Source organism: Planifilum fulgidum (genome assembly GCF_900113175.1).
In the GTDB taxonomy this organism is placed as follows: domain Bacteria; phylum Bacillota; class Bacilli; order Thermoactinomycetales; family DSM-44946; genus Planifilum; species Planifilum fulgidum.
In genome coordinates this window covers 16,269-42,613 of the sequence record NZ_FOOK01000025.1, presented here as the reverse complement: position 1 = coordinate 42,613, position 26,345 = coordinate 16,269, and the positions used below count along the sequence as shown (strand labels likewise).

Genomic DNA, 26,345 nt, shown 5'->3' with positions numbered 1-26,345 from the left:
GTGGGTGGAAACCATGAATTCCCGGGAAGGAGCCCGGAAACCCGCGCAAAAAAATCAGCAGGCCCCGGGCCGGCTCGAAGTTCTCCGCGCTTTTCTGAATACCTGGCGAATCCCCAACGACACGAGGGTGGCGACGGATCATCTTCGGGAAGACGAAGATGTCCGCTCGTTCCGGGATGCCCATTTCGGCCCCGATATCGCCGCGGAACCGAAAGAGGAAGTGGTGCGTCTCCGGGAAGACTTGCGCAACCATCTGGGAAAGGGCGATGCGACGTTTCTCAACCGGTGGCTGGAAAAATATCCTGTGACGGCTTGCATCCGGAACGGACGGGTGCATTACAGGGGGGGCGGGAGCCTCTGCGGAGAATTGCTGGCTTTGGCCGTGGAGGCCGTGTCCGAGGGCAAGTGGGAGCGGTTCAAGGCTTGTCCGGACTGTCGTTGGGTTTTTTATGACAACACCCGAAACAAAAGCAAGGTTTGGTGCAGCATGAATGCCGACGGACCCGAAGGCAGGGCATGCGGCACGATCGCCAAGGTGAACCGCTGGCGCCAAAGGCAAAAACAGCGGCGGTGAGCCGCGGGGCTTCGGAGCTTCGGAAACGTTTTCATCACCTCTTCCGGGCCCGGTCCACGGCGTCCAGCGACGAGGTGAACTTGAAGGGAAGCCTCGCTGCCGAGCAAGCGGGGCCTTTTTCGCCAAAAGAGGGAGTCGGATATGGAAAAACAGCCTGTGCAGACGGGACAGAAAGTTGAACTGACGATCACCGGTTACAGCCACTCCGGTGAAGGGGTGGGGAAATACGAAGGTTTTACCCTGTTTGTTCCCTTTGCCGTCCTCGGGGAACGGGTTTTGGCGCAAGTGGAGGCGGTGAAGAAAAACCATGGCCGCGCCCGGATGGTGGAAGTGATTCGGCCGTCTCCGGAGCGCTCCGCGCCTCCCTGCGGCGTTTTCGGCAAGTGCGGGGGATGTCAGCTGCAGCATGTGTCCTACGCCGAGCAGTTGCGGATGAAAGAAAGGCAGGTGCGCGACAGCTTTTTCCGGATCGGACGGATGGAGGAAGTGATGATCCATCCCGTGATCGGGATGGATCATCCCTGGGGTTATCGAAACAAAGCCCAGGTTCCCTTCGGGATGGAGGGCGGAAAGGTGGTCGCCGGTTTTTACGCCCCCAAGTCGCACCGGATTGTGGATACGGACGCCTGCCTGATCCAGCATCCGCTGAACGACCGGGTGATCCGTAAAGTGAAACAACTGGCGCGGCGCCTGAACACCCCCATCTATGACGAGCGGAATCACTGCGGGATTTTGCGCCACGTGATGGTGCGGACGGGCTTTCATACCGGGGAGTGCATGGTGGTGTTGGTGACGAACGGGGAGAATCTCCCCCGCCGGCAACAATGGGTGGAGGAATTGCGCAGGGAGATTCCCGGGCTGAAATCCGTCGTCCAAAATGTGAACCCAAGACGGACCAATGTGATCCTGGGTCCGGAGAATCGGTTGCTGTGGGGACGAAAAGTCATCTATGACCGGATCGGGGACGTGGTGTTCGCCATCTCCCCGAACTCCTTTTTTCAGGTCAATCCGGTCCAGACCAAGGTTTTGTACGATCAGGTGGCGAAATACGCCGCCCTGACCGGCGTCGAAACCGTGATCGATGCCTATTGCGGCATCGGAACCATCGCCCTTTATCTCGCCCGTCGCGCCAAGCGCGTCTACGGCGTGGACGTCGTCGGCGCGGCGATCCGGGACGCCAAACAAAACGCCGCCCTCAACGGCATGGGCCACGTCACCTTTGAAGAGGGGGCGGCCGAAGAGGTGATGCCCCGCTGGCACCGCGAGGGGATCAGACCGGACGTCATCGTGCTCGATCCGCCGCGGAAGGGATGCGATCCCGCGCTTTTGGAGACCGCGGCCTCCATGAAGCCCGGAAGAATCGTCTATGTGTCCTGCAATCCCGCCACCCTCGCCCGCGATGCGAAATATCTGTCCGAGCTGGGGTACAGGGTCCGGGAAGTGCAGCCGGTGGACATGTTCCCTCAGACGGGGCACGTGGAGTGCTGTGCGCTGTTGGAGCCGAAGTAGCCTGTCCGCCGATGGGGGGCGCCCCGTTGTCGCCCGCTTCCCCGCTTTCGGAGCCGGAAGGGGCTTCCTGCACCATGGCTGGGAATGCGGCCGCCTGGTGTTAGAGCGGTCATTGCTGTCCGCGATTGGCGCTGTCCAGCCGGACTTGTCAGCCACCGGCTTTCCTCCGGCCGTGTTTGCGGCTGATGATTTTGAGGATATCATGGGATTGAAATAAATCATCACAAAGATGTTTTATGGATAACCCCGAGGAGGGATTCCATGGCGAGGCCGAAGAACCCCCGCAAGAGGGAGGTTCAACGGATGATCATCGCGGTCCCCAAGGAAATGCACGAGGCCCTTCGGCGGATCGCGGAGAAAAAAACAAACGAAACCAACGGCGTCATCAACTACACCATTTCCATGGTCGGCAGAGAGGCTTTTGAACAAATCATCGAAAAGGAGCTCGGCAAGGGAGCCCTTGACGAGATCCGCAAAGAGCTGGTCCAAAAAGGGGAGATGTCCGATCCCCTCGCGGAGGGGGAGATTTCCAAAAACGATTGAAGCCCCGGGCAGGACATTTTTCCGTGTGAATCAGATTGATCGCCGCCCGCGACCTTTCGGGTCGCATTTTTTGGTTTTCCCGCTCGGGCAGGAAGGGTGATTTTTTCCCTCCGCTCAAACAACTTTTCCGAGCGCTTTGGCGAAGTTCACCTGAACGGGCCGACCGCTTTTCCTCAGCCGCTGTCTGTTGATCCGGTTCTTGAACGGAAAAATTCTCCCTTCGCTTCCGATTCTTTCTGCGAATCAGCATTACGACCGCCGTCTTGTCGATGTGGATCGCAATTTCTGTCCGCTTTCCGGAGGCGTTCGGCACATGGTGATCGGCCGCCCCTGTTTTCGTTGGATGGTCGTGCGTTCATGCTTCATCCCATTCCGCCTCCTGCCCTTTACACAGCCGGGCGAAGCCGGTCCATTTGTTATATATGAATATCGTTTTTAATTTGATCATTATATTTCTGTGATATATACTTAAACGGAACAAATACCGGGACAATCGGGAGGGAGGAAAATGGCACGGCCAAAAGCGAGGCACAAGAACGTCAAGCAGCTCTTCACATTGCCTCCGCTCATGAAGGCGCGGCTGGATGCGCAGGCGGCCTATGAGACCGAATCTCAAGATGAGGAGGTGCCCAGTGCCGTGATCATCCGGGCAGGTCTTGCAATGTACTTCCGCGAGCACCCCTTGCCCGACGGTTATTTCAAGAAGTACATCGAAAGCATCGAGGATGAAGAAGAGAGGAGAAAGCTCCTCGAACTCCTTGAAAAACAGGCCGGCAACGACATCTACAAACCCTGAGACCCTTTTTCTTCCCCGCCTTCCACAGAACCAAACAAACGGCCCGTCGGGGAGACTGACGGATCGCATCCGAATTCTGAGAGAAAGGAAAGTCGTCGGAAACGGTGGCTTACAAATTGGGAAGGGCCAATCAGTCCCCGTCAAATTGCGAGCGGGGATACGCGAACCGTCTGCGGGTGCTGAAGAAATGGCGGACTTCTTCGAGGTGCCGGTGGATTTTCTGCTCGGCCGGGAATCCTCCGCCTATGACAAGACTCCGGCGGAACCTGAAGGAGCCTCTTGAAAACAGTCCTTTTCAGCATGATGAGGTGGTGCTTGGCGGACAGGACGCAGGAAGCATCGACGGGTGGTCGATTATGAGAAAAAAGCGACGGAACCCGGGATGATGCGGCGAATTGAAGGGGATTCCCGCGGGACGCTTTTTTACTGATTCGTCGCAGCTGACGGCCCCTTTCTGATCGTCTGGAGGAAGCCGTTTCGGGAATTGCAGGATGTCCGTGGGAAAATCGGGATTCACAATCTTTCGTGAGTGATGTAATTTCCATGTTCACCCGATCGCGTCGCCGCGATGGCTGATCCTGAATAAAGCCGCCATGTCCCTTTCTCTTCGGAAGAAGCGGAAAAATCGGTCAGGCGGCAAAAGGCAGGGATCATCCCGGCCTTGTATATACTTGCAAACGGCATCCATAGATGATTTTTGTGGTCCAACGGGAAACGGCAAGCTAATAACCGGTTCAACGTCAATGATCAAAGGGTTGGTCCTGTGTGTCGCAAGCGATCCCGATGATTCGACCCCAAACGCAGGAGATAACCCGGCATTTTCGCCCTTCTCCGTATTGTGTGCGCTCTTCCCCCGGCGATGCACCGCCTGCGTTGACCGTTCCGCTTCGGGCGAACCCCCCGTGCCCTTTCCCCCGGGTGCGGGAAGATGTGAGCGCATTTTGGGATGGACTTCCAAAAATCCTCCTCCCCCGGGAAAACCCGGTAGGGAAAAGTGGTATAATAAGTCCGTGAAACGGATCGTCCGGGAACGCCGTTTTGCCGAAGTAGGGCGAAGTTCACGCTTTTTCAGGTCAAAGGGGAGATGGTAATGGCTCAAGTTGCGCGGCCAAGGGCTTCCCTCGCGGAAGACGGGTGGCCGGTCCACACCTTGGATTCCGCCGGAAAATGCGACATCCTGCTGGTATCGGAAAATTTCGGCACCGGTCACACCCGGGCGGCGGAGGCCATCCTGCGGGGGATACGGTCGGCCAACGCGGGTGTGGATGTTCGTCTGGTCGAGATCGGCCGGGTGCTTCGCCCCCGGATGAACCGTTTGTTGGTGGACTCCTACCTGGGGATTATACGGAAAACGCCCTTTATCTGGCGGGCCTTTTACGGTTGGCACCGGGAAAAGTCGTTTCCCCGTTCGCTGCAATCCTTTATCCGCTATGCCCTGTACACCCGGTTGGCGGAACTGATCACCCTTCATCGGCCGCGGCTGGTCGTTTCGACCCATCCCTTCGCCGCCTTCGGAGTGGCCCGGCTGAAAGAACAGGGGTGGGGATTCAAGCTGTGCACGGTCATCACGGATTTCTCCGCCCACGGATCCTGGGCGCATCCTCAAACGGACCGTTATTTGGTGCCGGCAGACCATGTGCGGAACCAATTGATCCGTCTCGGGGCGGATCCCGAACGGATCATCGTCACGGGCATTCCCACCGACCCGGTCTTCTGGGAAGAAGAAGATCAGGCCGAGGTTCGCCGGCGTCTGGGGCTGCGCCAGCTTCCCACAGTGCTGATCATGGGCGGCGGATTGGGGCTGGGCGGCATGGAACAATGGGTGAAGACGATGGTCAAGTGGCGGAATCACATGCAGATTTTGGTGGTCACCGGACGAAACCGTCAGCTGTACCGATCGCTTGTTTCGGATCCGATGCTCGATCACCCGAACATCCGGATCACCGGCTACATCCAGTCCCTGTCCGAATGGATGGAAGCGGCGGATCTGATTCTGACCAAGCCGGGAGCGATGACCTGCACCGAAGCGATTGCCAAGGTGAAGCCGCTCCTCCTGTACGGGACGATCCCCGGGCACGAGGAGAAAAACGGTCAGTTCCTGACGAGAAACGGCTTGGCGCTGCGGCTCGAGGGGGAGGATCACCTGGATGAGATTTTGGATCGGTTTTTGAGCAACCCCGAATGTTTTTCCCCGATCCGCCAGGCCATGCTCGAGTGGCGGAGGAAAATCCATCCGTCCCGCAGCGTGGAAGCGGTGCTTCAGATGATCGGCGAATCCCCTTCCAGACTTTCGGCTTCGGGCATCCACGTCGGCAGGCGTTGATGCGGATGCTGTCGGTTGCCAAATCAGGAAGCGCTGGTATATAATCCATTAGGTACTCAAATATGATTGAAAAAGGAGTTTGTGCCTTTGAGCAGGGATTTTCCTGACAACCTGGCAGCCCGGATGATTCAGGCTCTGATCCTGTCCATCATCATTTCCCCGTGGTTGCCTCCGGTTGTTCTGTTGATCATCGCTCTTCTCACTCCCTTTTTCGTCAAGAGGCCCTGGCCGATCCGGGGTTTTCCGGAGGGAATCTTCATCGGGTTCCTTCTTTTGAGCGCGATCAGTTGGTGTTTCAATCCTTCCTGGATTTACGGCATTCCCGTCGGTTTGATCCCGATGGCGGTGTTTTTGGCCTATTATCTGCTCGCGGTGTGGATCAAACGGGGATTGGACTGGTCGTGGTACGAAATTCAACGGCTGTACCTTTTGTTCTGGGTGGCCGGTTTGTATATCGCTGTCGTCGTCCTTCTGCAGGGGATTGGATGGATTTCCCAGGAGGCATCCTGGTGGGGGCGGCTGTTGGGGTATTCCGCCATTTACCAAAATGACCTGACGCGCAGTGTGGGAACGTCGACCAATTCCAATTTGGCGGCCGCATTGTTGATCTGTCTGGCTCTGATCAGCACCTACGCCTTTTCGGTTCTGAAGAAGCGTTGGCAGAAGGTTGCCGCCTTAGCCGCCTTTTTTTTATTTTGTGTTGCCATCTGGATGACCGGTTCCCGGGGAGCCTGGGTGGGATTGACCGTCGGGCTTTTGGTCCAGGTATGGATGACCGGCAACCGCCGCAGGACGGTTCTGCTGTTCGCCTTTCTCGTTCTTTTGGGATACGTGATTTACACCAACCAGACGCTGATTCCCCGGGAAGAGACGCTCTTTGCGACGATCACCGTGCGGATCTTTGTCTGGCAGAACGCTTTTCGCATCTTTCAGGATCACTGGCTGCTCGGGGTGCTTCCCCTTCATTTTAGTCAGGTCTTTGCCGAATTGACGGGCAAACATATTTATCACGCCCACAACATCTTTCTGGGCGTTGCGACGGAATTCGGCGTGGTGGGGCTTGTCCTCTTTTTGCTGATGATCGGATTGACCGTCTACCGGGCCCGGAAATGGCGCAAGATGGCCATCCGGCTCGAGGAAAAACGCCTGTCCGGCATGATGCTGTCGCTGATCTTCGCTTTTCTCGGCCATGGAATGTACGATTACACGATCATCGCCCCGCAGGTGGGAAGTCTGTTCTTCCTGAGCGTGATCCTGATCCATTGGCAGTATGAACGGCGGTGCCGAATGCCCGCCCCATCCCCGCGCGTGACGGAGGACCAGCGGAAATCGTCCGCATCTTGAGGCGGCAATCCATCGAAACCTTACGGGGGGATCGAAAGAGATGAATCCATTCTACGCGTATCTGTACCGGTTGCGCCTGATCCGTCGCTGGGGGCTGATGCAGAACGCCGTTCCGGAGAATGTGGCGGAGCATTCCTTTCATGTGGCTTTGTTGACCCATGCCCTGTGCACGATCGCCGTCCGGGTGTTCGGGAAGGAGGTGCCGGTGGAACGGGCGGTCCTGCTGGCCCTCTACCACGATGCGACGGAGGTGATCACCGGGGACATTCCCAGTCCGGTGAAGCATCACAACCGGACCATCCTGCAGGGGTTCCGGGAATTGGAATCTCTGGCCGCGGAGCGTTTGTGCGAGATGGTGCCCGGGGAGCTTCGGGAATCGTACCGCCCTTTCTTTCGGGATCCGGATCCGGAACTGCTTCGCTGGGTGAAGGGGGCGGATCTGCTGGATGCCTACCTGAAATGTGTGATTGAGATCGCGGCGGGCAACCGGGAATTTCTCGTGGCGAAAAGGGAGATCGAGGAGAGGATCCGCAGGCTGAAGATGCCGGAGGTCGATTATTTCCTGGAACATTTCGGCCCCAGTTTCGAAAAAAGTTTGGACGAGCTGGCGGAAAGCGAAGAATCAAACCCGGGTATAAACGCCATCGAAACCGGTCATGATGGACAGTGAGTCTACGAATCTATCACGGGAGGATCCGTCATGACCAAACGCTGGTTGATTTCCGCTCTCGGTTTGGCCTTGGCCGTCGGTTTGACGGTCGGAGGCGGGCGGGATCTGCCCCGGGCGGAGGCCGAAGGAAGCGGATGGGCGACGATCAAGGTGGAGAAGGGGGACACGGTGTACAGCATCGCCCGCCGGTTCGGGACCGATGTGGAAACCGTCTCCCGCATGAACCGGCTAAAGGATCCCTCCTTGATCCGGGTGGGGCAAGTTCTCCGCGTTCCCGACCGGAAGCGGGAGGCGGAAAGCGGGAGGAAAGGGGAGGCCCGGCCCGCCCTGCTGCCGGCGGATTACGGACGGGATCTGGGAGAATTCACCCTGACCGCCTACACCGCCGGTCCGGAGTCCACCGGCAAATCGCCGGGACATCCGGCCTACGGGATCACCTCCAGCGGCGCCCCCGCCGTGGAAGGAGTGACGATTGCCGTCGATCCTTCCGTGATCCCCATCGGTTCCCGGGTGTACATCGAGGGATTGGGTTATTTTGTCGCGCAGGATACCGGAAGCGCCATCAAGGGAAAGCGAATCGACGTGTTTATGAACGATCTGGAGGAAGCGCTGCAGTTCGGCGTGAAGAAGGGCGTTCGCGTGGCGATCGTCGAATGAAAAGGCCCGCCTTCAAAAGGCGGGCTTTGATCATTTTTCCGATTTCGCGGCGTTTTTCGGTTTGTTGACCGTGCCGAAGGGAAGCTCCGGCGGCGCGCAAACGGAGCAAAGCTCGGCGGCCAATCCCCCGTGTCATGACATTGTGTCAGGTGCCGCAAGGGACCACGATGGCATCATCGTCACGCGCTTCCGCTTCAAAATCGAGCCGGTCCCTGTGTTTGCCCGCGAAAACCGGCCCCTGTTCAATAAGAAAGAAAACGATCCCAGCCGGGGGCCTTTCCAGGCCGTCTCCGACATCGATTTTCTACTGCGGATGTTCTCCGTCCACCGGGCGGTGCGGAAGGTGCGATTCTGCCTGGCCGCCCGATGAATGTCCACCACATAGGGTTTTCCCCCGTGATCCTTTAATTTGGTCCTCCCCTTTCGGGTACAGTACCGACAGACGAAGGCGGCATACAGACAGGCCCGGGCGCAGTGCCGGGAAAAAGGGTCCGGGTGTTTCATGCATTCCCGGGCGCATTTCCTTAAGATGCGGGCGCAGCGGAGGGCCGTCTCTTCGGAAATGCAGCCGGATCGAGACAGGGTCCGGGCGACCGAGGAGCAGGCATCGGCACATTCCCGGAGCAAGTGAAGCTGTTTTCTGCGAAGGGCGGCATCGGGTGAGGCAACCAACACGGCGGATGCCTGATCGCAAAGATCTTGACAGTGCCGTAAAGCGGCGATCATGTTCATTCCTCCCGGGCAAGTGGTATCATTCTTATCCCTATGCCCGGAGCCTCGTCCCGGAGCCTTCCCCCGCGGGGGACTTTTCTTTTGCATCCGTCGAAAGGATGATAAAATGAAAAGGATGATGCGGGAGGTCCATCTTCCCCGACGGCTTCGATCGGTGGTGTGGTTCATGGAAACCCTTCGGATCAAGCCGCGTCCGCCCTTTTCCTTCGAACGGACGGTCCGGCGGCTTTTTCATCTGCAAAAATCGGGGTATTTTGTGAGGAAGGGCATCCTTTACCGGACCCTTCGCGCGAAGGGGCGACCCTTCGTGGTGGAGATCGGCTGGCAGGCGCCCTTCCTGCAGTTTCGCATTCACCAGGCGGTGACGCCGGAGGAGCGGCGGGAGCTTAAGGAACAACTCCGCCGCATGTTTTCCGCCGATGTGGATTTGATCCCCTTTTACCGCCGGGCGGAGCAGGATGAGCTGCTCGCCCCGGTGGTCCGGAAGCGTAAAGGGCTCCGCCCGGTGCTGGATCCCACCCTGTACGAGTGCCTCATCAAGACGATCATCAGTCAGCAGCTCAATCTCGCCTTCGCCGGCACCCTGATCGACCGCCTGATGCAGTTGGCCGGGGAACGGGTGGAATTTGACGGGGAGTCCGTATGCGTCTTTCCGACGCCGGATCGGGTGGCCGCCCTTTCCTATGAGGATTTGACCCGGCTAAAGTTCAGCCGCCGGAAAGCGGAGTATGTCATCGACATTTCCCGGATGGTGGCGGAAGGTGCGCTGGATCTGGAAGGACTCCGCCGTCGAAGCGACGAAGAGGTGATGGAAACCCTGCTTCCCTTAAGGGGAATCGGCCGGTGGACGGTGGAATGCCTGCTCCTTTTCGGGATGGGTCGCCCGGATTTGCTGCCCGCCGCCGACATCGGACTGCGCAGGGCGGTGCAGAAGGTTTACGGTTTGGCTAAGCGGCCGGGGGAAGAAGAGGTCCGGAGGATCGGGGAGGCCTGGGCGCCCTGGCGCAGTTACGCCACCTTTTATCTGTGGGATGCGATAACGGGAGGTTAGGAGCAAAAATGGCGCGAAGACAGCGGAGAAGAGAGAAGAAGTTCGTGGACCCGATGGTCGCCTGGAGGCGGGACGTCCGGAGAATCGGGATGTGGACGGTCATTTCGGTGGCCGCCGCCGGAGGGGTTGCCTGGGTTGTCCATCTGCTGGGTTGATCAAGCGAAAAACGCCGGGCTGAGCGCCTCAACCCGGCGTTTTTCCGTTTCCTTCGGAGTTTCCGTTTTGGAGGATTCGGCGCGGATAGGAGATTTCGATCCCGTGTTTCCGGAACGCGATCACGATCGCCCGGCGCAATTCCCGTTCGATCATCCAGTATTGTTCCGGGTGACTCAGGGCCATCAGCGTGTATTGGACGCCCGATTCCCCGAGATCCGTCACGCCGTAGATGGTGGGTTTCTCCAGGAGGTGGGGGGCGTATCGTCTGCCGATTTCCTCACACACTTCGCCCAAAATCCGTTCCACCTGTTCCAGATCCGATTCATAGGGGACGGTCACCGATACCAGGGGGCGCATCTGCACCCGGTTGTAGTTGGCCACGTGGTGGATTTCGCCGTTGGACAGATAATGAAGGCGTTGGTTCCACTCGCGGATCTTGGTGACGCGAATTCCGATTTCCTCCACGGTCCCCGAGATTTTTCCGTTTATCTGAACGTAGTCGCCCACTTCCATCTGATCTTCAAAGATGATGAAGAAGCCGGAAATCAGATCGCGAACCAGGTTCTGGGCGCCGAACCCGATGGCCAGTCCCAGGATTCCCGCGCTGGCCAGGACGGGCGTCGGGTCGATTCCGATGTTGAACAGCAGGGTGAGGGCGGCGACGAAGTAGATGGCGTACCGGGCGAAGGATTTGATCAGTTTGCTCAGTGTCAGGGCCTTTTTCCGGTCGATCCGCTTGAGCTGAAAGATCCGGTCGATCAGTTTGCCCGTGAACCGCAGCGCCACATACGTGAGGAAGAGGATCAGGATGATTCGGGCGACGGGCAGGAGCAGGGCGTCCACCGGATTGTTGATGACGGCCCACATCTTTTTTTCGGCCCCTTCCACCCAACTGAAGCCGGAAAGGTTGGCGGTGTTCGAGGATTCGTCGATGGCGGGCATCTTGGGGTTCATAAGTTCACCTCGGTTGCGGCGTAGTGAGTACGACAGTGATCATTATAGCACAGCCCCGCTGCCGGCGGGGCCCGAGCAGGCGCGGCTTCTCAAAGGGTTTCAATGGTGCAGGAACGCTGGATTTTCTTTTCCAGACGCTGTTCCGAGGACCAACCGATATACGAGCTGATCACTTCCAGGTCGTTGTCCAAATAGGCGACGGCAACAAAAGGGAAGCGTTTCTTGTGGTAGTAACGGACGTCTGCCCAGCGCACCTTGTATCCGTTCCCGAAAGGTTGCACCTGCACATACCCGTAATCGCTGAAATGGAGAAAGGAGGCGATGTCAGGGTCCTTCAGGGATGCCAGGGCGGCGGGGTGATTCCGGTCGGTGTCCGCGATTTCGTCGGTCCACCGGATCCGCCGCCGGCGGATCTCTCCGAATCGGACCCGGCCCTCCTCTTCCACCACCAGTTTCCAACGGGAGGGACGGATCGTGGGAAGGACGCTGATGCGTTTGGCCTGTTTCGCCTGCTTCTGAACCATTCGCACCAGGGAGCGGTGAATCCGCCACCGCCATGCCGTGTAGAGGATAATGAGGCCGTAGATTCCGGCAAACAAAACGCCGGGATGGACCTGCGTCCGCCACCAAAGAAGAAATCCCGCAAGGTGGGCGGTCAAGATGAAGGGATCGATGATATTGAGCACGTCCCAGGCGATCCACCGGCGGGACAGCGGGCGGAGGGCCTGGGTTCCGTATGAATTGAAGCAGTCGGACAAAACATGGACGGCGACGGCAAGAAACGTCCACATCCAGAGGGAGGATAGGGCTGCCCCCTCGTGGGTGAGGGAAAGGATGGAGGCGATCAGGAAGGTCCAGACAAAGACCATCGGAAAGGAGTGGCTGGCCCCCCGGTGCTGGCGGATATAAGCCGCGCCGCCTTTGATGCGGAACAATCCGTCAAAATCCGGAGCCTGGGAACCGAGGACCGTCCCCAAAAGCACGGCCTGCGCCGTGACCGGATGGGAAGCCACCGCGGGATCCAGGTGTGCCAGGCCGAACAGTCCGATGCCCATCGCAAAGTGAGTCCCCGTGTCCATGACAACCTCCTGACTGTTAGCCGGTTATAAACCTATTATAAGCGATAAACCTTTCCGGGAGCTTTATTCGTTCACCCTTTGACGGGCAACAGGCCGGGCCGTTTTTGGTAAACTGGATTCGGGAAAGGAGCGGGTTCAGGATGAAAACCCACGGGTCCGAAACCTTCACGGTTTTTGTCGAATACCGCATCGATCCTTCCCGGCGCGACATCTTCCTTCGCCATGCGGAAGAAATCAGGGAAGCGACGTCGCGAATCGCGCCGGTGAAGGAGCATGAGTTTCTGGAAGGGTGCGATCAGCCGGGGCTGTTTGTGGAAGTGATCCGCGTGGGGAGCAGGGATGCCGCCGAGCGGATTGTTCACCGGCGCAGGAGATCGGAGGAGGGGATTTTTATAAGGATGAAGGACTGGATCGACGGAAAAGGGATCCAAGCCTGGACCTTTGGCAGGATAAAAGGATGCGGTTGAAGAAAAAGGATAAAATCGGTCAGCGATTGTCGAAGCGGACCGGGGTTTTGGGGCAAAGGAGTGGGGAGGCTGTGGAAAAGTCCGGCGAAGAGCGGCTGGATTCCGAGGTTGTGGATGCGTTCCGCACAAAGCTGCTCTCCTGGTATGACAAAAACAAGAGGGACCTGCCCTGGCGCAGGGAAAGGGATCCGTATAAAATATGGGTGTCCGAAGTGATGTTGCAACAAACGCGGGTCGACACGGTGATCCCGTACTATGAGCGTTTCATGCAACGGTTCCCCACGCTCAAGGACTTGGCTTCCGCCTCCGAGGAGGAGGTGATCAAAGCGTGGGAAGGGCTGGGATATTATTCCCGCGTCCGCAATCTGCACGCGGCGGTTCGGGAGGTGGTCGCCTCCTACGGAGGCAAAGTGCCCGATGACCGGGAGGTGATGGGCCGCCTGAAGGGAGTGGGCCCGTACACCGTCGGCGCCGTGCTGAGCATCGCGTACAATCGGCGCGTTCCCGCGGTGGACGGAAACGTGATGAGGGTCTTTTCCCGACTTTTCGCCATCGAAGAGGATATCACCCGGGCCGCCACCCGGCGCCGGATGGAGGCGCTGGCGATGGAACTGATCCCGGAGGATCGCCCCGGGGATTTCAATCAGGCGCTGATGGAACTGGGCGCCTTGGTCTGCAGTCCTTCCTCCCCGGCCTGCGACCGTTGCCCGCTGGTTCGGGAATGCCGGGCTTACGCGCAGGGAAGGGTGAGGGATTTTCCCGTCAAGCGCAAGGGTAAGGCGCCGCAGCCGGTTTCCGTCGTATTCGGATGGGTTGTCGACGGGGACGGGCGGATGTTGCTCGCGCGGCGGCCCGACCAGGGGCTTTTGGCCGGGATGTGGGGACTGCCGACGGTGGAAAGGGGGAAGGATGATTCCCCCCGGGAAACTCTGGGGCGATATTTTCAAAAGAAGGGTTTTCCGATTGAACCGGGACCGGTTTTGGGGCAGGTGGAACATGTTTTCAGCCACCGCCGCTGGCGGGCGGTGGTGGTGAGCGGCAGGGCGGCCGACCCGACCCGCCCCCTTCCGCCGGGATGGAGGTGGGTGGCCGAGGAGGAGCTGGATTTTCTCGCCCTGCCCAAGGTGTATGAAAAGGCGCTGTCCATCATCAAGGATCCGGTTCAATTGGAACTGAGTTTGGAAACTTGAAAATGGAAGGGAAAGGGAAGGTAGTTTCCTTCTTCACCGTTTTTTCAGAAATCAAAGGGAGAGAGGAACTGTGGACGAGCGTGAACGCATGGGGAAATCCGGTGACAGGGTTTCATCGGGTGTCGTAGGGCGCGCTGGCGAAGGTTCGGCCGCAGGGGAAGCGGGGGAAACGAGGATCGGGAGGATCGGACAATCCCGCAAGGATCGGTTGGGGGAACAGGGCGCCCAATCGGTGTTTGACCGGACGGGACAGGGCCTGATCCGCCTGCTGGAGAGGATGCCGCTCATCCGCCGCCTGCCCCTGGACCGGTTGAATCCCCGCGCCGTTTCCGGCGTGACGCTGGCGTTGGTGCTGGTTCTGGCCGGTTCCCTCACCGCCTTCGCCTTCATGGGGGAGGCCAAGACCACGGAGGCCGTCCAGCCGGCGCGGCAGGAGACGGAACGTTTGCCCGAGAAGCCTCCGGAACCGGCGATGCTCATCCTTCAGGATGGGGAAAAGAAATGGGAGATGGATCTTAGGTCGATCGGATATGACGGAGAGGACATTGCCACTGTCGACCGGGAGAAACTGGAGAAATGGCTGAAGGAGATCAAGAAAGAGGTGGATGAACCGGCGAAGGACGCCCGCATGGAGCGATGGGGGGCACCCATCCAACCGGCCAAAGAGGGGCGGAGGATGGATCTGAAGGAAATCGAAGAGAACTGGTTGCCTCATCTGTCCGATTATCTCAACGAACCCCAGGAAATTCCCTTCATCGCGGAGAAACCCCGGGTGACGGAGAAGGACCTTCGCGCGGTCAACCAGAGGCGCATCGGTCGCTACACCACCTATTTTGATGCGAGCAACGTGAACCGGACGACTAATATTCGGCTGTCCGCCGCCGCGATCAACAATCTGGTGCTCAACCCGGGAGAAACCTTCTCCTTCAACCAGGTGGTCGGGCAGCGCACGCCGGATCGGGGCTACAAGCCGGCTGCGGTGATCGTTCGGGGCGAATACAGCGAGGGGATCGGGGGCGGAATCTGCCAAACCTCCTCCACCCTGTACAACAGTGTGGATGCGGCCGGTCTGCGGGTGACGGTCCGGTATTCCCACAGCAAGGAAGTGACCTATGTCCCCGCCGGCCGGGATGCCACGGTGTCCTGGGGCGGACCGGATTTCCGGTTCATGAACAGCCTGGAAAAACCCATCATGATCAAAACCTATGTGGGTGAAGGATTTATCACGGTTTCCATTTATACCACCCCGGATGCCAAAGTGGTTCAGCGGCAGGTGCCGCCGGCCCCGAAATTTCAGGCGAAACAGGTGGAAGTGGACCCCGACAAACCGACCGATGACGCATCTCCCGCAAGCGGCTCCGGCCAAGGGGGAGATTCCGGCAATTCGAGCGGTTCCGGCGGCTCCTCCGGAAATAACGGAGGAAATCAAACGGGAGGCGATCCATCCGGAAACCGTGACGGAGGACAGGGAGCCGCCGGCGGTGACAACGGGACAAACTCACCCTGAGCAAAAAGGGAAAACCGGCGCCTTCGACGAGAGGGCGCCGGTTTACGCTTAGCGGGGAATTTACACCTTTTCGATGCCGACCGCGGTGGAGAAAAAAACGGCGCCGCCCGCCAGGTCGGCTTCCCGATCGGGCGTCAGCTGGTTGATTCCCTTTCCGTCGCAGGTGGAATCTCCCCACCACAATCCGTTGCTTATGAGGACGCCGGGAAGCGTGGTTTCCGTCACCTTGGCCTTCAGGATGCAGCTTCCGCGGCGGTTGAACAACCGGACGGCCTCGCCGTCGGCAATGCCGTGCCGGGCGGCGTCGGCCGGATGAATTTCCACCCGGGGTTCGCCCTCCAGCTTTTGCAGTTTGGCAATATTGCCCAGGCTCGTGTTGAGAAACTGGTGGTTGGGCCCCGCGATCAACATGAAGGGATGCCTTGCGTCGCCGTTTCTCCGGGCGTCGAAGCCCTCTTTCAGCGGCACGTGCTTCGGGAGCGGGTCCTGCCCCTCCTCCTTCATCCGCTCGCTGTAGAGGGCGATTTTGTGTCTTTTTAAGAGGTCGGGGAAAAGGGGCTGTTTGGCGAGATTCAACTTGACGATGCCCTTTTCGGACAGTTCCTCGTAGGTCACGTCTTCCATCCAGGGGTTTTCGGGCTGGTCCGCAACCTGGCGGATGATGTCCTCCGGCGTGTCGTCGAAACAGGATTCGGTGAAGCCCATCCGCTTGGCCAGGGTTTTGAAGAGATCGAAGTTGGACATGGCCTCTCCCTGCGGCGGAATGACCGGACGGGCCAGCTGAAGGTACAGGTGCCAGTAGGATTTGTAGACATCCAGGTTTTCAAAGTGGGATGTGGCCGGCAGGACCAAGTCGGCAAACCGGGCCGTGTCGGTGATGAACAGATCGTGCACCACGGTGAACAGGTCTTCCCGGGCCAGTCCCCGAAGCACCTTTTCCTGGGCGGGAGCCACCCGGGCCGGATTGGCGTTGTAAACGAAGAGGAAACGGATGGGCGGATCGGCGTGGAGCAGGGCGTCTCCCAGGCGGATCATGTTGATCGTCCGAACGCCGGGGTCCGGCAGGAGGTCGGGGCGTTCCAGCTTCGCTTTGTCGACGGCGGAGACCCCGTTTTCCTTGAGGGCGCCTCCCCCGCGCACCTTCCACTGCCCTGTCAGGGCGGGGAGGCAGGCGATGGTGCGGACGATCATCCCGCCGTTGTCGTGGTGCTGAAGTCCGTTGCCGATCCGGATGAAGGAAGGGGTGGTCCGGCCGTATTCCCGGGCCAGGCGGACGATCCTCTCCGCCGGGACGCCGGTGATGCGGGATGCGCGTTCCGGCGGGTACTCGGCGACCCGCTTCCGGAACTCCTCCCATCCGGTGGTGTATGTTCGGATGAAGTCGTGGTCCAGCAAGCCCTCTTCGATCAACGTGTGCATCATCGCCAGGGCGAGGGCGGCATCGGTCCCGGGATACAGCTGGATGAATTCGTCGGCCCAGCGGGCGGTCCGGTTCCGGTGAACGTCGATGGCGACGATTTTGGCCCCTCTCTTGCGGGCCTGTTCAAAGAGCATCACCTGATGCATGTTGGTGCTGACGATGTTTCCGCCCCAGACGATGATGAAGCGGCTGTGGACGGTCTCTTCCGGATCGATTGCCCCCTTGAAGCCCATGGTCATTTCGAATCCACGGTTGCCCGCGACGTTGCAGATGGTGCGGTCGAGGCGGCTGGCACCCAGGCGGTGGAAGAAGCGGCGATCCATGCTGCCGTTGTTCACCAGCCCCATGTTGCCGTAGTAGCTGTAGGGCAGGATGGCTTCCGCGCCGTGGCGGCGGATGATTTCCTGCATGCGCCGGGTGATCTCATCCAGGGCTTCCTCCCAGGTGATGCGGGTGAAGGCGCCTTCGCCCTTGCGGCCGGTCCTTTTCAGGGGATGCAGCACCCTGTCGGGGTGGTATACCCGGGAGGGAAAATGGCGCGCTTTGTGACAGATGGTTCCCCGGGTGATCGGATGGTCCGGATCACCGTCGACCCGAACGATCCGTCCCTCCTTCAGGGTAACGGCGAGGCTGCAGGTGTCGGGGCAGTCCAGCGGGCAGACGGATCGGACGACGGTTTGCGGATGAGAGGAAGACATGGTTTATCGCCCCCCGTTTTTTCCCCATTGTATCATTCATCAGCGGAGCGGGAAGAAGTGCTGCCGCGGGACGGCTGTCGCGGAAGGGAACTCTTTTTCTGTTTTTTTCGTTTCTGTTAATAACATGAGCGTTTTCCCCTGGTGCGACTTTAGCGATCGGACCGTCCCCTCCGCGAAAGTTTCAGGGAAAGCCCCCCGTTATCGGAAGGTTGTCCGTTCGCCGCCTTTTTGCTTTTTCGTCTGCGTGAGGACACCGGATTTGTCGATTGTTGTTTTTTCCTTCCGCTTTTTTGGATATATAACATATTAGGTGTCCTCAGAATCGATGAAAAATTATTGGTATGGGGGCGTGGCCGATGAATTGGAGCCGAACCCACAGGTGGAAGTTGACGGAATGGCATCCCTGGGTGCTCAAGGGAGCGGCAGTCATCCATGTGGCCGCGCTCACCTTGATGGGAGTGTACCTCACCGGAACATTTCGCGGTACCCAGATGGAGCGGATGTACTACATTGCCGAGCACGAGACGGCTGTTTTCTGGTCATGGGCAAGCTGGATGTTTGCCACGCTGGCGATCACTCTCGCCTTTTACATTTGGCTGTCGGGATTTCATTCGATGTACCGTCCCGTCCTGCAGATGGCCCTCTTGATCTGGATTATCGGGGCCGCCACGGAGATTCTGCACGATCTGATTCAGATGACCATCATTCCGGCCCTTTCCGAGCTGTTCATGCAGATGCCGTCGCCGGAGCTGGCGGGCCATTTTAACGCTTGGGACCGATTGCTGATCCGCATGACGGGTGTGTTCAGCAACACGTGTTATGCGATCAGCGGTCTGATATCCACGGGCGTCATGTTTCAGAACAAGCGAGTCTCCAACGGTTTGGCCGGATGGTCCCTGTTTATCTGGGCCGTTGTGCTCCTGGGGGCCCTGTTTGTCAGCTGGGTGGAGGTTCCGCTGCGGGGATTCGTGTCGATTTCACTCCTGCTCTTTCTCCCCTGGGCGGGAATGGCGAAATGACGAAGGGGGTGTCAAGGCTTCGGATACGTTCATCGGACCCGGTTTCGGCTGACAAACCGGCATTTTAAAGCTTTGAAGTCGCACATTGTCAACAGGAGTTCGATGAGATAAACTTAAAGAATCGGGCCATCAGAGGAGTGATCGTGTCATGCTGCTTCGATCGTTTCAATTGTCCGATGTCCATGATGTTTCCCGGATTTGGCAGTTGACCGCGTCACGCGATTCGGAAAGGGAAACCCTTCAGGAACTGGCGAAACAATTGGCGCGGGATCGCGATCTGGTCCTGGTGGCCGAGGTGGACGGTCGCATCGTCGGGGCAATAGTCGGCACCATGGACGGAAGCACCGGTTTTTTCTATTGCCTGGCGGTGCATCCCGATTACCAGGGGAGGGGGATCGGAAGGCGCCTGGTCTCCACTTTGGAAGAGCGTTTCCGCCAAAAAGGAGCGAAGCGGATCTGGATCACCATTGACGAAGGGACGAGAAAGCTGCTCCCTTTTTACTTGCATTTGGGATATGCCAATATTTGCGACACCACACTGGGAAAGGAACTGATGTTTCAAAACGGGAGGATAATCAGGAAGGCCAGTCCCGGATGACGGCGGAATGGGGGGAGCCCCGTTCCCTTGGCTTTTTCCGCTTTGTAAAGAGTGGGAAAAAGGGCGGGTGTGATTCTCCTCATTTTCTAATAGTTTTTATTTTTTTGTCTTTTGGAGGGATTGACCTTTTTCCCGCCGAAACAATGATGTAGAGGGGGTGAGAAAATTGGGCAAAGCCTGGTTTGAAGAGGCTTCCCGCCCGCTTGATCCGGGTCTGGTTCATCAGCTCCGAAAGCGGCGCAAAAGGGGCGGGGACGGACGGGACGAGGCGGTTCCGGTCATCATCCGTTTCAAAAGGGAGGCGGAGGAGGAGAAGCGAAAGGATGTCCTCCGCAGGTGCCGGAAACGGTCCTGCGATTCCATCGGCGGGGAGATTCGGCTGCTGAACGGCTGCTACGGCCGGCTTCACCCCGACACGATCCGCGACTTGACCGATCATGAAGGGGTTTTCCGCATCTATTACGACCGCGAGGTGCACGCTTTTCTCGATGTGGCTTCCAAGACCACCAGATCCTTTGAAGTTCACGACCGGCTGGGGTTTACCGGGAAAGGCGTCACCATCGCCGTCATCGACACCGGGATCCATCCCCACGGGGATCTGACCAAACCGGACAACCGGATCATCGCCTTCGCCGACCTGGTGGGAAACCGGGAGGAAGCTTACGATGACCATGGGCACGGGACCCACTGCGCCGGGGATGCGGCGGGAGGAGGGTACCATTCGGAGGGATTGTACGTCGGTCCCGCCCCTGAAGCCAACCTGGTGGGCGTGAAGGTGCTGGACGCCGAAGGAGGGGGGCGTCTGTCGACGGTGATTCGGGGGGTGGAGTGGTGCGTCGAGCACAAGGAGGAGCTGGGAATCCGGATTCTCTCCCTCTCCCTCGGGGCACCGGCCTACGAATCGTACCGGGACGACCCCCTATGCCAGGCGGTGGAGAGGGCGTGGCACAGCGGGCTGGTCGTCTGCGCCGCCGCCGGCAACGAAGGTCCCGAACCGCTGATGATCAGCACGCCGGGCATCGATCCGGTCATTCTCACCGTCGGCGCGGCGGACGACCGGAACACCCCCGATCGGAGCGACGACGAGAAGGCGCCCTTTTCCAGCCGGGGGCCGACGATCGATCAGCTGGTGAAGCCGGATGTGTACGCTCCGGGGACCGACATCGTCTCCCTGTCCGCGCCCGGTTCGACTCTGGAAGAGCTGCTGCCTGAAAACCGCGTCGGCGAACATTATATCCACCTTTCCGGCACATCGATGGCCACCCCCATCTGCGCCGGGGTGGTCGCCCTGATGTTGGAGGCCAACCCCTATCTGAGCCCGAACGACGTGAAGAGCATTTTGATGAGCACGGCCCAGCCGATGGCCGGCGATCAGGCGGGATATCTCGATGCCAGAAAGGCGGTGGACATGGCCCGGGCGTATCTCGAGTTTCAGAGACCCAAGGTTTCCGGCGGCGCGACGGGATAAAGCGATCCGCGGCCGGGTGCAAAACCGGCGGGATCACTCTATTAATAAATAAGGAAAAAAGCCGGGGAACATTTTTCCCGGCTTTTTTCGTTCCTCCCGACGTTCTTGGTCGGTCCGGGCTTCCGGCAGGTTTTCGTCACTTCACTCCCTGTTCCAGCAGATTTCCCAGTTCCCGCGAGCGGGATTTGGCCCGCAGGACGGCGCTTTTGATCGCTTCATCAAATCGGCGGCGTTTCAGCTCCTCCAGGCCGGCCATCGTTGTTCCGCCCGGGGAAGTGACCTTGCGGCGCAGTTCCGCCGGTTCTTCCCGGGTCTCCATCAGCATGTGAGCCGCGCCGAGGAGGGTCTGCAGGGTGAGCTCGCGGGAGATCTCCTTCGAAAGTCCCGCCTCCACCCCGGCCCGTTCCAGGGCTTCGACCATGAAATAGATATAGGCCGGGCCGCTTCCCGACAGGGCGGTCACGGAGTCCATCGCCTCTTCGTCCACGATGACCGCGGAGCCGATGGCGGAGAACAGGTAACGCGCCGCTTCCATGTCCGCGGGTTTTGCCCACTTTCCGGCGCAGAGGGCCGTGGCGGAAAGTCCGATGGTGCAGGAGGTGTTGGGCATGGCCCGGATCACCGGAATCTCTGCGGCGATCATCTTCTCCACCGCCTCCGTGGAGATGCCGGCGGCGACGGAGATGATCCGCTGGCCCTTGTGGAAATAGTCCCTCCACTGGGTGAGGGCTTCCTGCACATCCTTCGGCTTCACCGCCAGAATCACGGTGTCCGCTTCAAGAACCGCCCTTCCCCGGTCCTCGGGAATCCGGACGCCGTAGGTCCTTTTCAGTTTGTCCAGCCGATCCCGCCGCTGACGGTTAAAGACGCTCACCCTGTCGGCATCGATCCGCCGATTTTTCAGCAGGCCGGCCAGCATCGCCTCCGCCATGGCGCCGGCTCCGATAAAACAGATGCGTTCCGCTCCCTTCATCCCGTTTCCCCTCCTGACGTAGGAATCGAGAAAACAGAAAACCCTCCTTCGCCCCAAGGACGAAAGAGGGTTCCTCTTCCGCGGTACCACCTCGTTTGGCACGAGCGTGCCCACCTCGTCGCGGCAGGAAAAATCCGGCCGCCTCCTTGATAACGGAGCGTGCTCCGTGCCGATTCATCACCGTCCGCTCGGGAGATGGGTTCCGGGCGGCATCCCGGCGGCACCTTGCAGCCTGAGAGTGCCGCTCTCTGAACGGTAAGCCGTCCGTACTGGTCTCCGTCATTGCGTTTATCCCGTATTCCGTCCGGTTGTTTAACCCATTATGCCTGAGGGACGCCGCCGTGTCAAGGGGGGAAGCGGTTGTTCATTGGAAAGATTTTGGGTATTTTATGTTTTGTCTTGTTTTAATCTGTCAACGTTTTGGCAATAAAGAGAATGTGCAAAGATGACGGAGGGAAAAGGATGATCCTGCCGGAGGAAGGAGCAGTCATACGGATCGAAAGTTACAAGCACGGGGAACGCTTGCACCGCGCGTGGAAAAAGTCGCTGGTCCTGGAAAAGGGGGAACCTCTGGTCATCGCCAATTACAATGTGGAAGTGGTGGAAGCGGACGGGAGGGAATGGGTTTTTTCAGGCCTGACCATCGGCCGGTTTCACCGCTTTGATTGGTATCACACCCTCGCCGTGTTCGGAAAGGAAGGAAATTTCCGGTTGTATACCCATATCGCCTCCCCGTACCGGTACCGGAACGGGGTGCTGTCCTACATCGACTACGATCTGGATCTCGTGGTCGAACAGGATGGGGAACGCCGTTGGGTGGACCGGGAGGAATTCGACCAAAACCGGGTTCGCTATTCCTATCCCGACGAAGTGGTGAAAAAAATCGAGGAGACGGTCGAGCGCGTCGACCGCATGGCTCGCAGGGGGGAAGAACCCTTCACTCCCGAATGGGCAAACCGCTGGTATCATCGTTTTCAATCCTACAAATCCCGTTTGATGGAGTGAAGGTGAAAGATGAGGAAGCGTCGCATTTTCAGGTGGATGCGGACGGGTCTGTTGGCCTTCGCTTTCGTGTTCGCCGTCAATCAATACGGCTTCGCCCTGTCCGTGGTCAACGGCACGTCGATGGAGCCCACCCTGGAAGACGGCGATCGGTTGTTCATCAACCGGTTTGCCTACTTGTTCAATGAACCGCAGGTGGGTGACGTGATCACCTTTGAGGATCCGGCCCAGGACGGACGCTATCTGGTCAAACGGGTGGTCGGCGTCTCCGGTGACCGGATCGAGATCCGTTCCGGCGTGTTGTACCGAAACGGCAAGGCGGTGCCGGAACCCTACATCGACACCAAAATCGAGGACGGGAACTTCGGACCGGTCACGGTCAAACCGGGCACCGTCTTTGTCCTGGGGGACAACCGCCACAAGCATGCCAGCCGCGACAGCCGTTACGAAAGCGTCGGCCTGGTTCCCATCGACCGCGTCGACGGCAAGGTCGAGTGGATTATCTGGAGACCGTCCCTGGCCGCGTTTCTGTAACGGTTTCCAAAGGCCAGGAAGCAATTTCAAATAATATAAAAAGTCAAAAAGTGTTCACAAACTCGACTGTGATCATGTCTATAAATATTGCATAATGGAGTGGGGAGATCAACCCCATATCTATTATATCAAAACACCCTGCTAATTTCGAAAGAGGGTGCGATCAAAAGATTGAGGAGGAAATGAAAATGGATTTGCTTCAAAAAACGAGGCGAATTTCCCGGATACTGCAGAAGAATGTCGGTCATCACCTCGTGGATTTTGACGAAGTGGCCCAGGCGCTTTGCGATGTGATCGGAGCCAATGTATATATTGTCAACCCCGACGGGAAGCTGTTGGGACTTGCCATCGATCATGAGATCGAAAACGAACGGATGGAGAAGTACCTGAAGGAGCGGCAATTCCCTCGGGAGTATGCCCGTTCGCTGATGGAAGTGGAAAAGCCGAGAGCCAACATCAGCGTGGAAGATCCCCTGACGGCTTATCCCGTTGAGATGAAGGACATGTTTAAGCACGGCTATACGACCCTCGTCCCGATCATCGGCGGCGGGGATCATCTGGGTACGCTCGTCTTGTCCCGCATGAATGAAAAATTTGTCGACGATGATCTGGTTTTGGCCGAATACGGAGCCACCGTTGCCGGAATGGAAATCCTTCGGGAACGGGCGGGACAGATCGAAGAGGAGGCGCGCAGCCGGGCGGTCGTCCAGCTGGCGATCAACTCCCTCTCCTTCAGCGAGCTGGAGGCGGCGGAACACATCTTCAACGAGCTGGACGGAAATGAGGGATTGCTGGTGGCCAGCAAAATCGCCGACCGGGTCGGCATCACCCGCTCCGTGATCGTCAACGCCCTGCGTAAACTGGAAAGCGCCGGCGTGGTGGAATCCCGTTCGCTGGGCATGAAGGGAACCTACATCCGCATCCTGAATCCCAAACTTCTCCCGGCGCTGGAAAAAGCCCGTCACTGAGGGAGAATGCGAAGACCCCTCCGGATCCTTCCGGAAGGGGTCTTTGTCTTTTTTTCGAATTTGGGCTTGTCTTTGGAAACGATCGGAATTGCCGCTCCGTTTCTGCAAATAAAAACGGTCGGCGAAGGAGGAATGGGCTGCCGTAGAGTCCCATTTTTCAATAAAATGGAAGAATGTGATTTTGTCTGTGTTTTTTCACCATCGCTTGGACCGTTATTTGGTATAATAGAAACAACTTAGTTTGGAAAACCCCTCGATTTTCAAGAGGAGAAACCGCCGCTTTCCGCCTTTGCGGAAAGCGGAAAGAATATCGCTGGAGATGAGGCTCATGGGGAATATCCGCCGGTACCTCCGCTTTGTCCGGCCGTACCGGAAGCACGTTTGGTTGACCATGGTGGTTGGCATTGTCAAGTTCGGTATTCCCCTGCTCTTGCCGTTGGTTCTCAAATACACGGTGGACGATTTGCTCTTGACCGATCTGCCCGCGGAAGAGAAGATTCACCGGCTGATCTGGGTGCTGGTCATCACCCTGTTGATTTTCACGGTCTTCCGCTTTCCGATCGAATACTACCGGCAATATTTCGCCCAGTGGACGGCCAACCGGGTGCTGTTTGACATCCGCAACCGTTTGTTTGACCATATTCAAAAGTTGTCCCTACGTTATTACAACAATCAGAAGGTCGGCCAGATCATCTCCCGGGTGATCAACGATGTGGAACAGACCAAGGAATTTGTCGTCACCGGGCTGATGAACATCTGGTTGGACCTGATCACCGTCTCCATCGCGATCGGGATCATGCTGTGGATGGATCCCCGGATGACCCTGGTCGCTCTGTCCATCTTTCCGCTCTATGGCGTTTGTGTCAAATATTTTTACCAACATCTTCGCAGACGATCCAAAGAACGGTCCCAGGCTCTTGCGGAGATGCAGGGTCACCTTCACGAGCGGGTGCAGGGGATCTCGGTGATTCGGGCCTTTAACCTGGAACGGTACGAGCAGGGATTGTTTGACCGATACAACCACCATTTTCTGGACAAGGCGCTGAAACACACCCGCTGGAACGGAGTCACCTTCGCCGTAATCAACACGATCACCGACCTCGCCCCCATTTTGGTGATCGGCTTTTCCGGTTTCCTGGTGATCCGCGGTTCGATGACGGTGGGGGAAATGACCGCCTTCTACGGTTACATGGGATTGATATACAATCCCGTGCGCCGGCTGGTCAACTCATCAACCGCTTTGACGCAGGCCCTGGCGTCCATGGACAGGGTGTTTGAGTTTCTCGACGAAAGCTACGACATCACCGACCGGCCCGGTGCCCGCCCCCTGCGGAATCCGAAAGGGGAGATTCGTTTCGAGTCGGTGGGGTTCCGCTATGCCGATGACGGAAAATGGGCGCTCCGAAACCTGGATCTGGTGGTGGATCCGGGCAAGACGACGGCGCTGGTCGGCCCCAGCGGAGGGGGCAAGTCCTCCATTGTGTCCCTCATCCCCCGCTTTTACGATGTGACGGAGGGGCGGGTGCTGGTGGACGGCGTGGACGTCAGGGACTGGACGGTGGCGAGCCTCCGAAGCCATGTCGGCCTCGTGCTGCAGGACACCATCCTGTTCAGCGGCACGGTGCTGGAAAACATCCGGATGGGACGCACCGATGCGACCATGGAGGAGATCGTCGCCGCGGCCAAGGCGGCGGGCGCCCACGATTTCATCGTGCAGCTGCCCGACGGATATGAGACCCAGATCGGGGAGCGGGGCGTCAAGCTGTCGGGAGGGCAGAAGCAGAGGCTGGCCATCGCCAGGGTCTTTTTGAAGGACCCTGCGATTCTGATTCTGGATGAGGCGACCTCCGCCCTGGACCTGAAGTCGGAGCAGCGGGTCCGGGATTCCCTGAAACGCCTGGCCAAGAACCGGACGACGATCATCGTGGCCCATCGCTTGTCCACGGTCACCGACGCCGACAGGATATACTACATTGACGGCGGCCGGGTGCTGGAAGCCGGCACCCACGAGGAACTGATGGCGATGGACGGTCATTACGCCCGCCTGTTTCGGATTCAGCATCTGGATAAGGAACCGGTGGGACGCGAAGCCTGAAGGGCGCTCCGCCGCCTG

25 protein-coding genes are annotated in these 26,345 nt (G+C 58.6%); 20 read left to right on the top strand and 5 right to left on the bottom strand.

From position 1 onward, the window contains the following. Nucleotides 1–13: 13 nt before the first annotated feature. From BM063_RS12980 to BM063_RS12945, 8 genes are all read left to right on the top strand, one after another. Nucleotides 14–574: a CGNR zinc finger domain-containing protein gene (locus BM063_RS12980; RefSeq protein ID WP_177199154.1), complete on the top strand. Its 561-nt coding sequence runs from the start codon at nucleotides 14–16 to the stop codon at nucleotides 572–574. 141 nt (nucleotides 575–715) lie between these two features. Next, nucleotides 716–2,083: a 23S rRNA (uracil(1939)-C(5))-methyltransferase RlmD gene (rlmD, locus tag BM063_RS12975; protein WP_092039727.1), complete on the top strand. Its 1,368-nt coding sequence runs from the start codon at nucleotides 716–718 to the stop codon at nucleotides 2,081–2,083. 261 nt (nucleotides 2,084–2,344) lie between these two features. Next, complete coding sequence (locus tag BM063_RS12970) at nucleotides 2,345–2,626, top strand: hypothetical protein (protein WP_092039724.1); 282 nt, start codon at nucleotides 2,345–2,347, stop codon at nucleotides 2,624–2,626. Nucleotides 2,627–3,134: 508 nt separating this feature from the next. Continuing rightward, entirely contained in the window at nucleotides 3,135–3,422 is a 288-nt protein-coding gene (locus tag BM063_RS12965; RefSeq protein ID WP_092039720.1) for a hypothetical protein, read from the top strand. 1,090 nt (nucleotides 3,423–4,512) lie between these two features. Beyond that, nucleotides 4,513–5,745: an MGDG synthase family glycosyltransferase gene (locus BM063_RS12960; RefSeq protein WP_177199153.1), complete on the top strand. Its 1,233-nt coding sequence runs from the start codon at nucleotides 4,513–4,515 to the stop codon at nucleotides 5,743–5,745. An 87-nt stretch (nucleotides 5,746–5,832) separates the two neighbouring features. Continuing rightward, a complete protein-coding gene (locus tag BM063_RS12955; protein ID WP_092039715.1) occupies nucleotides 5,833–7,089 on the top strand; it encodes an O-antigen ligase family protein in 1,257 nt (418 codons plus the stop codon). 40 nt (nucleotides 7,090–7,129) lie between these two features. Next, entirely contained in the window at nucleotides 7,130–7,759 is a 630-nt protein-coding gene (gene yfbR, locus BM063_RS12950) for a 5'-deoxynucleotidase (RefSeq protein WP_092039713.1), read from the top strand. 30 nt (nucleotides 7,760–7,789) lie between these two features. After that, nucleotides 7,790–8,416 carry a 3D domain-containing protein gene (locus BM063_RS12945; protein WP_092039711.1) on the top strand — a complete coding sequence of 209 codons (627 nt, stop codon included), beginning with the start codon at nucleotides 7,790–7,792 and terminating at the stop codon, nucleotides 8,414–8,416. Nucleotides 8,417–8,548: 132 nt separating this feature from the next. On the opposite strand, the gene BM063_RS18430 is transcribed toward BM063_RS12945, so the two are convergent. After that, a complete protein-coding gene (locus tag BM063_RS18430) occupies nucleotides 8,549–9,142 on the bottom strand; it encodes a four-helix bundle copper-binding protein (protein ID WP_092039709.1) in 594 nt (197 codons plus the stop codon). Nucleotides 9,143–9,254: 112 nt separating this feature from the next. Here BM063_RS18430 and BM063_RS12935 point away from each other — a divergent pair, with 112 nt between their 5' ends. Together BM063_RS12935 and BM063_RS17705 are read left to right on the top strand one after the other, a co-directional pair. After that, nucleotides 9,255–10,199, top strand: coding sequence for a DNA-3-methyladenine glycosylase family protein (locus BM063_RS12935; RefSeq protein ID WP_177199152.1), 945 nt, complete (start codon nucleotides 9,255–9,257; stop codon nucleotides 10,197–10,199). Nucleotides 10,200–10,207: 8 nt separating this feature from the next. Next, nucleotides 10,208–10,354, top strand: coding sequence for a hypothetical protein (locus tag BM063_RS17705; RefSeq protein ID WP_177199151.1), 147 nt, complete (start codon nucleotides 10,208–10,210; stop codon nucleotides 10,352–10,354). A 28-nt stretch (nucleotides 10,355–10,382) separates the two neighbouring features. Here BM063_RS17705 and BM063_RS12930 read toward each other — a convergent pair whose 3' ends face one another. Beyond that, on the bottom strand, nucleotides 10,383–11,309 hold the full coding sequence (locus tag BM063_RS12930; RefSeq protein WP_092039704.1) for a mechanosensitive ion channel family protein: 927 nt from the start codon (nucleotides 11,307–11,309) through the stop codon (nucleotides 10,383–10,385). 89 nt (nucleotides 11,310–11,398) lie between these two features. Further along, a complete protein-coding gene (locus BM063_RS12925; RefSeq protein WP_092039701.1) occupies nucleotides 11,399–12,388 on the bottom strand; it encodes a metal-dependent hydrolase in 990 nt (329 codons plus the stop codon). A gap of 140 nt (nucleotides 12,389–12,528) precedes the next feature. Between BM063_RS12925 and BM063_RS12920 the strand changes: the two genes are divergently transcribed. From BM063_RS12920 to BM063_RS12910, 3 genes are all read left to right on the top strand, one after another. After that, the gene (locus BM063_RS12920) at nucleotides 12,529–12,855 is read left to right on the top strand and encodes a hypothetical protein (RefSeq protein WP_092039698.1); all 327 of its coding nucleotides are present in this window, start codon (nucleotides 12,529–12,531) and stop codon (nucleotides 12,853–12,855) included. Then, a complete protein-coding gene (gene mutY / locus BM063_RS12915) occupies nucleotides 12,846–14,045 on the top strand; it encodes an A/G-specific adenine glycosylase (protein ID WP_092039696.1) in 1,200 nt (399 codons plus the stop codon). The genes BM063_RS12920 and mutY overlap by 10 nt, the downstream gene beginning before the upstream one ends. Nucleotides 14,046–14,115: 70 nt before the next feature. Further along, nucleotides 14,116–15,552 carry a VanW family protein gene (locus tag BM063_RS12910; protein WP_245752267.1) on the top strand — a complete coding sequence of 479 codons (1,437 nt, stop codon included), beginning with the start codon at nucleotides 14,116–14,118 and terminating at the stop codon, nucleotides 15,550–15,552. Nucleotides 15,553–15,612: 60 nt separating this feature from the next. On the opposite strand, the gene BM063_RS12905 is transcribed toward BM063_RS12910, so the two are convergent. Next, nucleotides 15,613–17,670 (bottom strand): molybdopterin-containing oxidoreductase family protein, encoded by a 2,058-nt coding sequence (locus BM063_RS12905; RefSeq protein ID WP_092039693.1) that lies wholly within the window; start codon nucleotides 17,668–17,670, stop codon nucleotides 15,613–15,615. 356 nt (nucleotides 17,671–18,026) lie between these two features. Between BM063_RS12905 and BM063_RS12900 the strand changes: the two genes are divergently transcribed. The 3 genes from BM063_RS12900 to BM063_RS12890 all read left to right on the top strand — a co-directional run bounded on the left by BM063_RS12900 (nucleotide 18,027) and on the right by BM063_RS12890 (nucleotide 20,755). Continuing rightward, on the top strand, nucleotides 18,027–18,689 hold the full coding sequence (locus BM063_RS12900) for a hypothetical protein (protein ID WP_092039691.1): 663 nt from the start codon (nucleotides 18,027–18,029) through the stop codon (nucleotides 18,687–18,689). Between the two features lie 148 nt (nucleotides 18,690–18,837). Then, a complete protein-coding gene (locus BM063_RS12895; RefSeq protein ID WP_092039689.1) occupies nucleotides 18,838–19,287 on the top strand; it encodes a GNAT family N-acetyltransferase in 450 nt (149 codons plus the stop codon). A gap of 166 nt (nucleotides 19,288–19,453) precedes the next feature. Beyond that, nucleotides 19,454–20,755, top strand: coding sequence for a S8 family peptidase (locus BM063_RS12890; protein ID WP_425439164.1), 1,302 nt, complete (start codon nucleotides 19,454–19,456; stop codon nucleotides 20,753–20,755). A 136-nt stretch (nucleotides 20,756–20,891) separates the two neighbouring features. On the opposite strand, the gene proC is transcribed toward BM063_RS12890, so the two are convergent. After that, nucleotides 20,892–21,728, bottom strand: coding sequence for a pyrroline-5-carboxylate reductase (gene proC / locus BM063_RS12885; protein ID WP_092039685.1), 837 nt, complete (start codon nucleotides 21,726–21,728; stop codon nucleotides 20,892–20,894). A 462-nt stretch (nucleotides 21,729–22,190) separates the two neighbouring features. Between proC and BM063_RS12880 the strand changes: the two genes are divergently transcribed. The 4 genes from BM063_RS12880 (at nucleotide 22,191) to BM063_RS12865 (ending at nucleotide 26,327) form a co-directional block, all read left to right on the top strand. Next, nucleotides 22,191–22,733 carry a DUF402 domain-containing protein gene (locus tag BM063_RS12880; protein WP_177199150.1) on the top strand — a complete coding sequence of 181 codons (543 nt, stop codon included), beginning with the start codon at nucleotides 22,191–22,193 and terminating at the stop codon, nucleotides 22,731–22,733. A 9-nt stretch (nucleotides 22,734–22,742) separates the two neighbouring features. Then, nucleotides 22,743–23,264: a signal peptidase I gene (lepB, locus tag BM063_RS12875; protein WP_092039681.1), complete on the top strand. Its 522-nt coding sequence runs from the start codon at nucleotides 22,743–22,745 to the stop codon at nucleotides 23,262–23,264. A gap of 188 nt (nucleotides 23,265–23,452) precedes the next feature. Further along, a complete protein-coding gene (gene codY, locus BM063_RS12870; protein ID WP_092039679.1) occupies nucleotides 23,453–24,232 on the top strand; it encodes a GTP-sensing pleiotropic transcriptional regulator CodY in 780 nt (259 codons plus the stop codon). Between the two features lie 328 nt (nucleotides 24,233–24,560). Beyond that, nucleotides 24,561–26,327, top strand: a complete 1,767-nt coding sequence (locus BM063_RS12865; protein WP_092039677.1) for an ABC transporter ATP-binding protein — start codon at nucleotides 24,561–24,563, stop codon at nucleotides 26,325–26,327. Nucleotides 26,328–26,345: the final 18 nt, after the last annotated feature.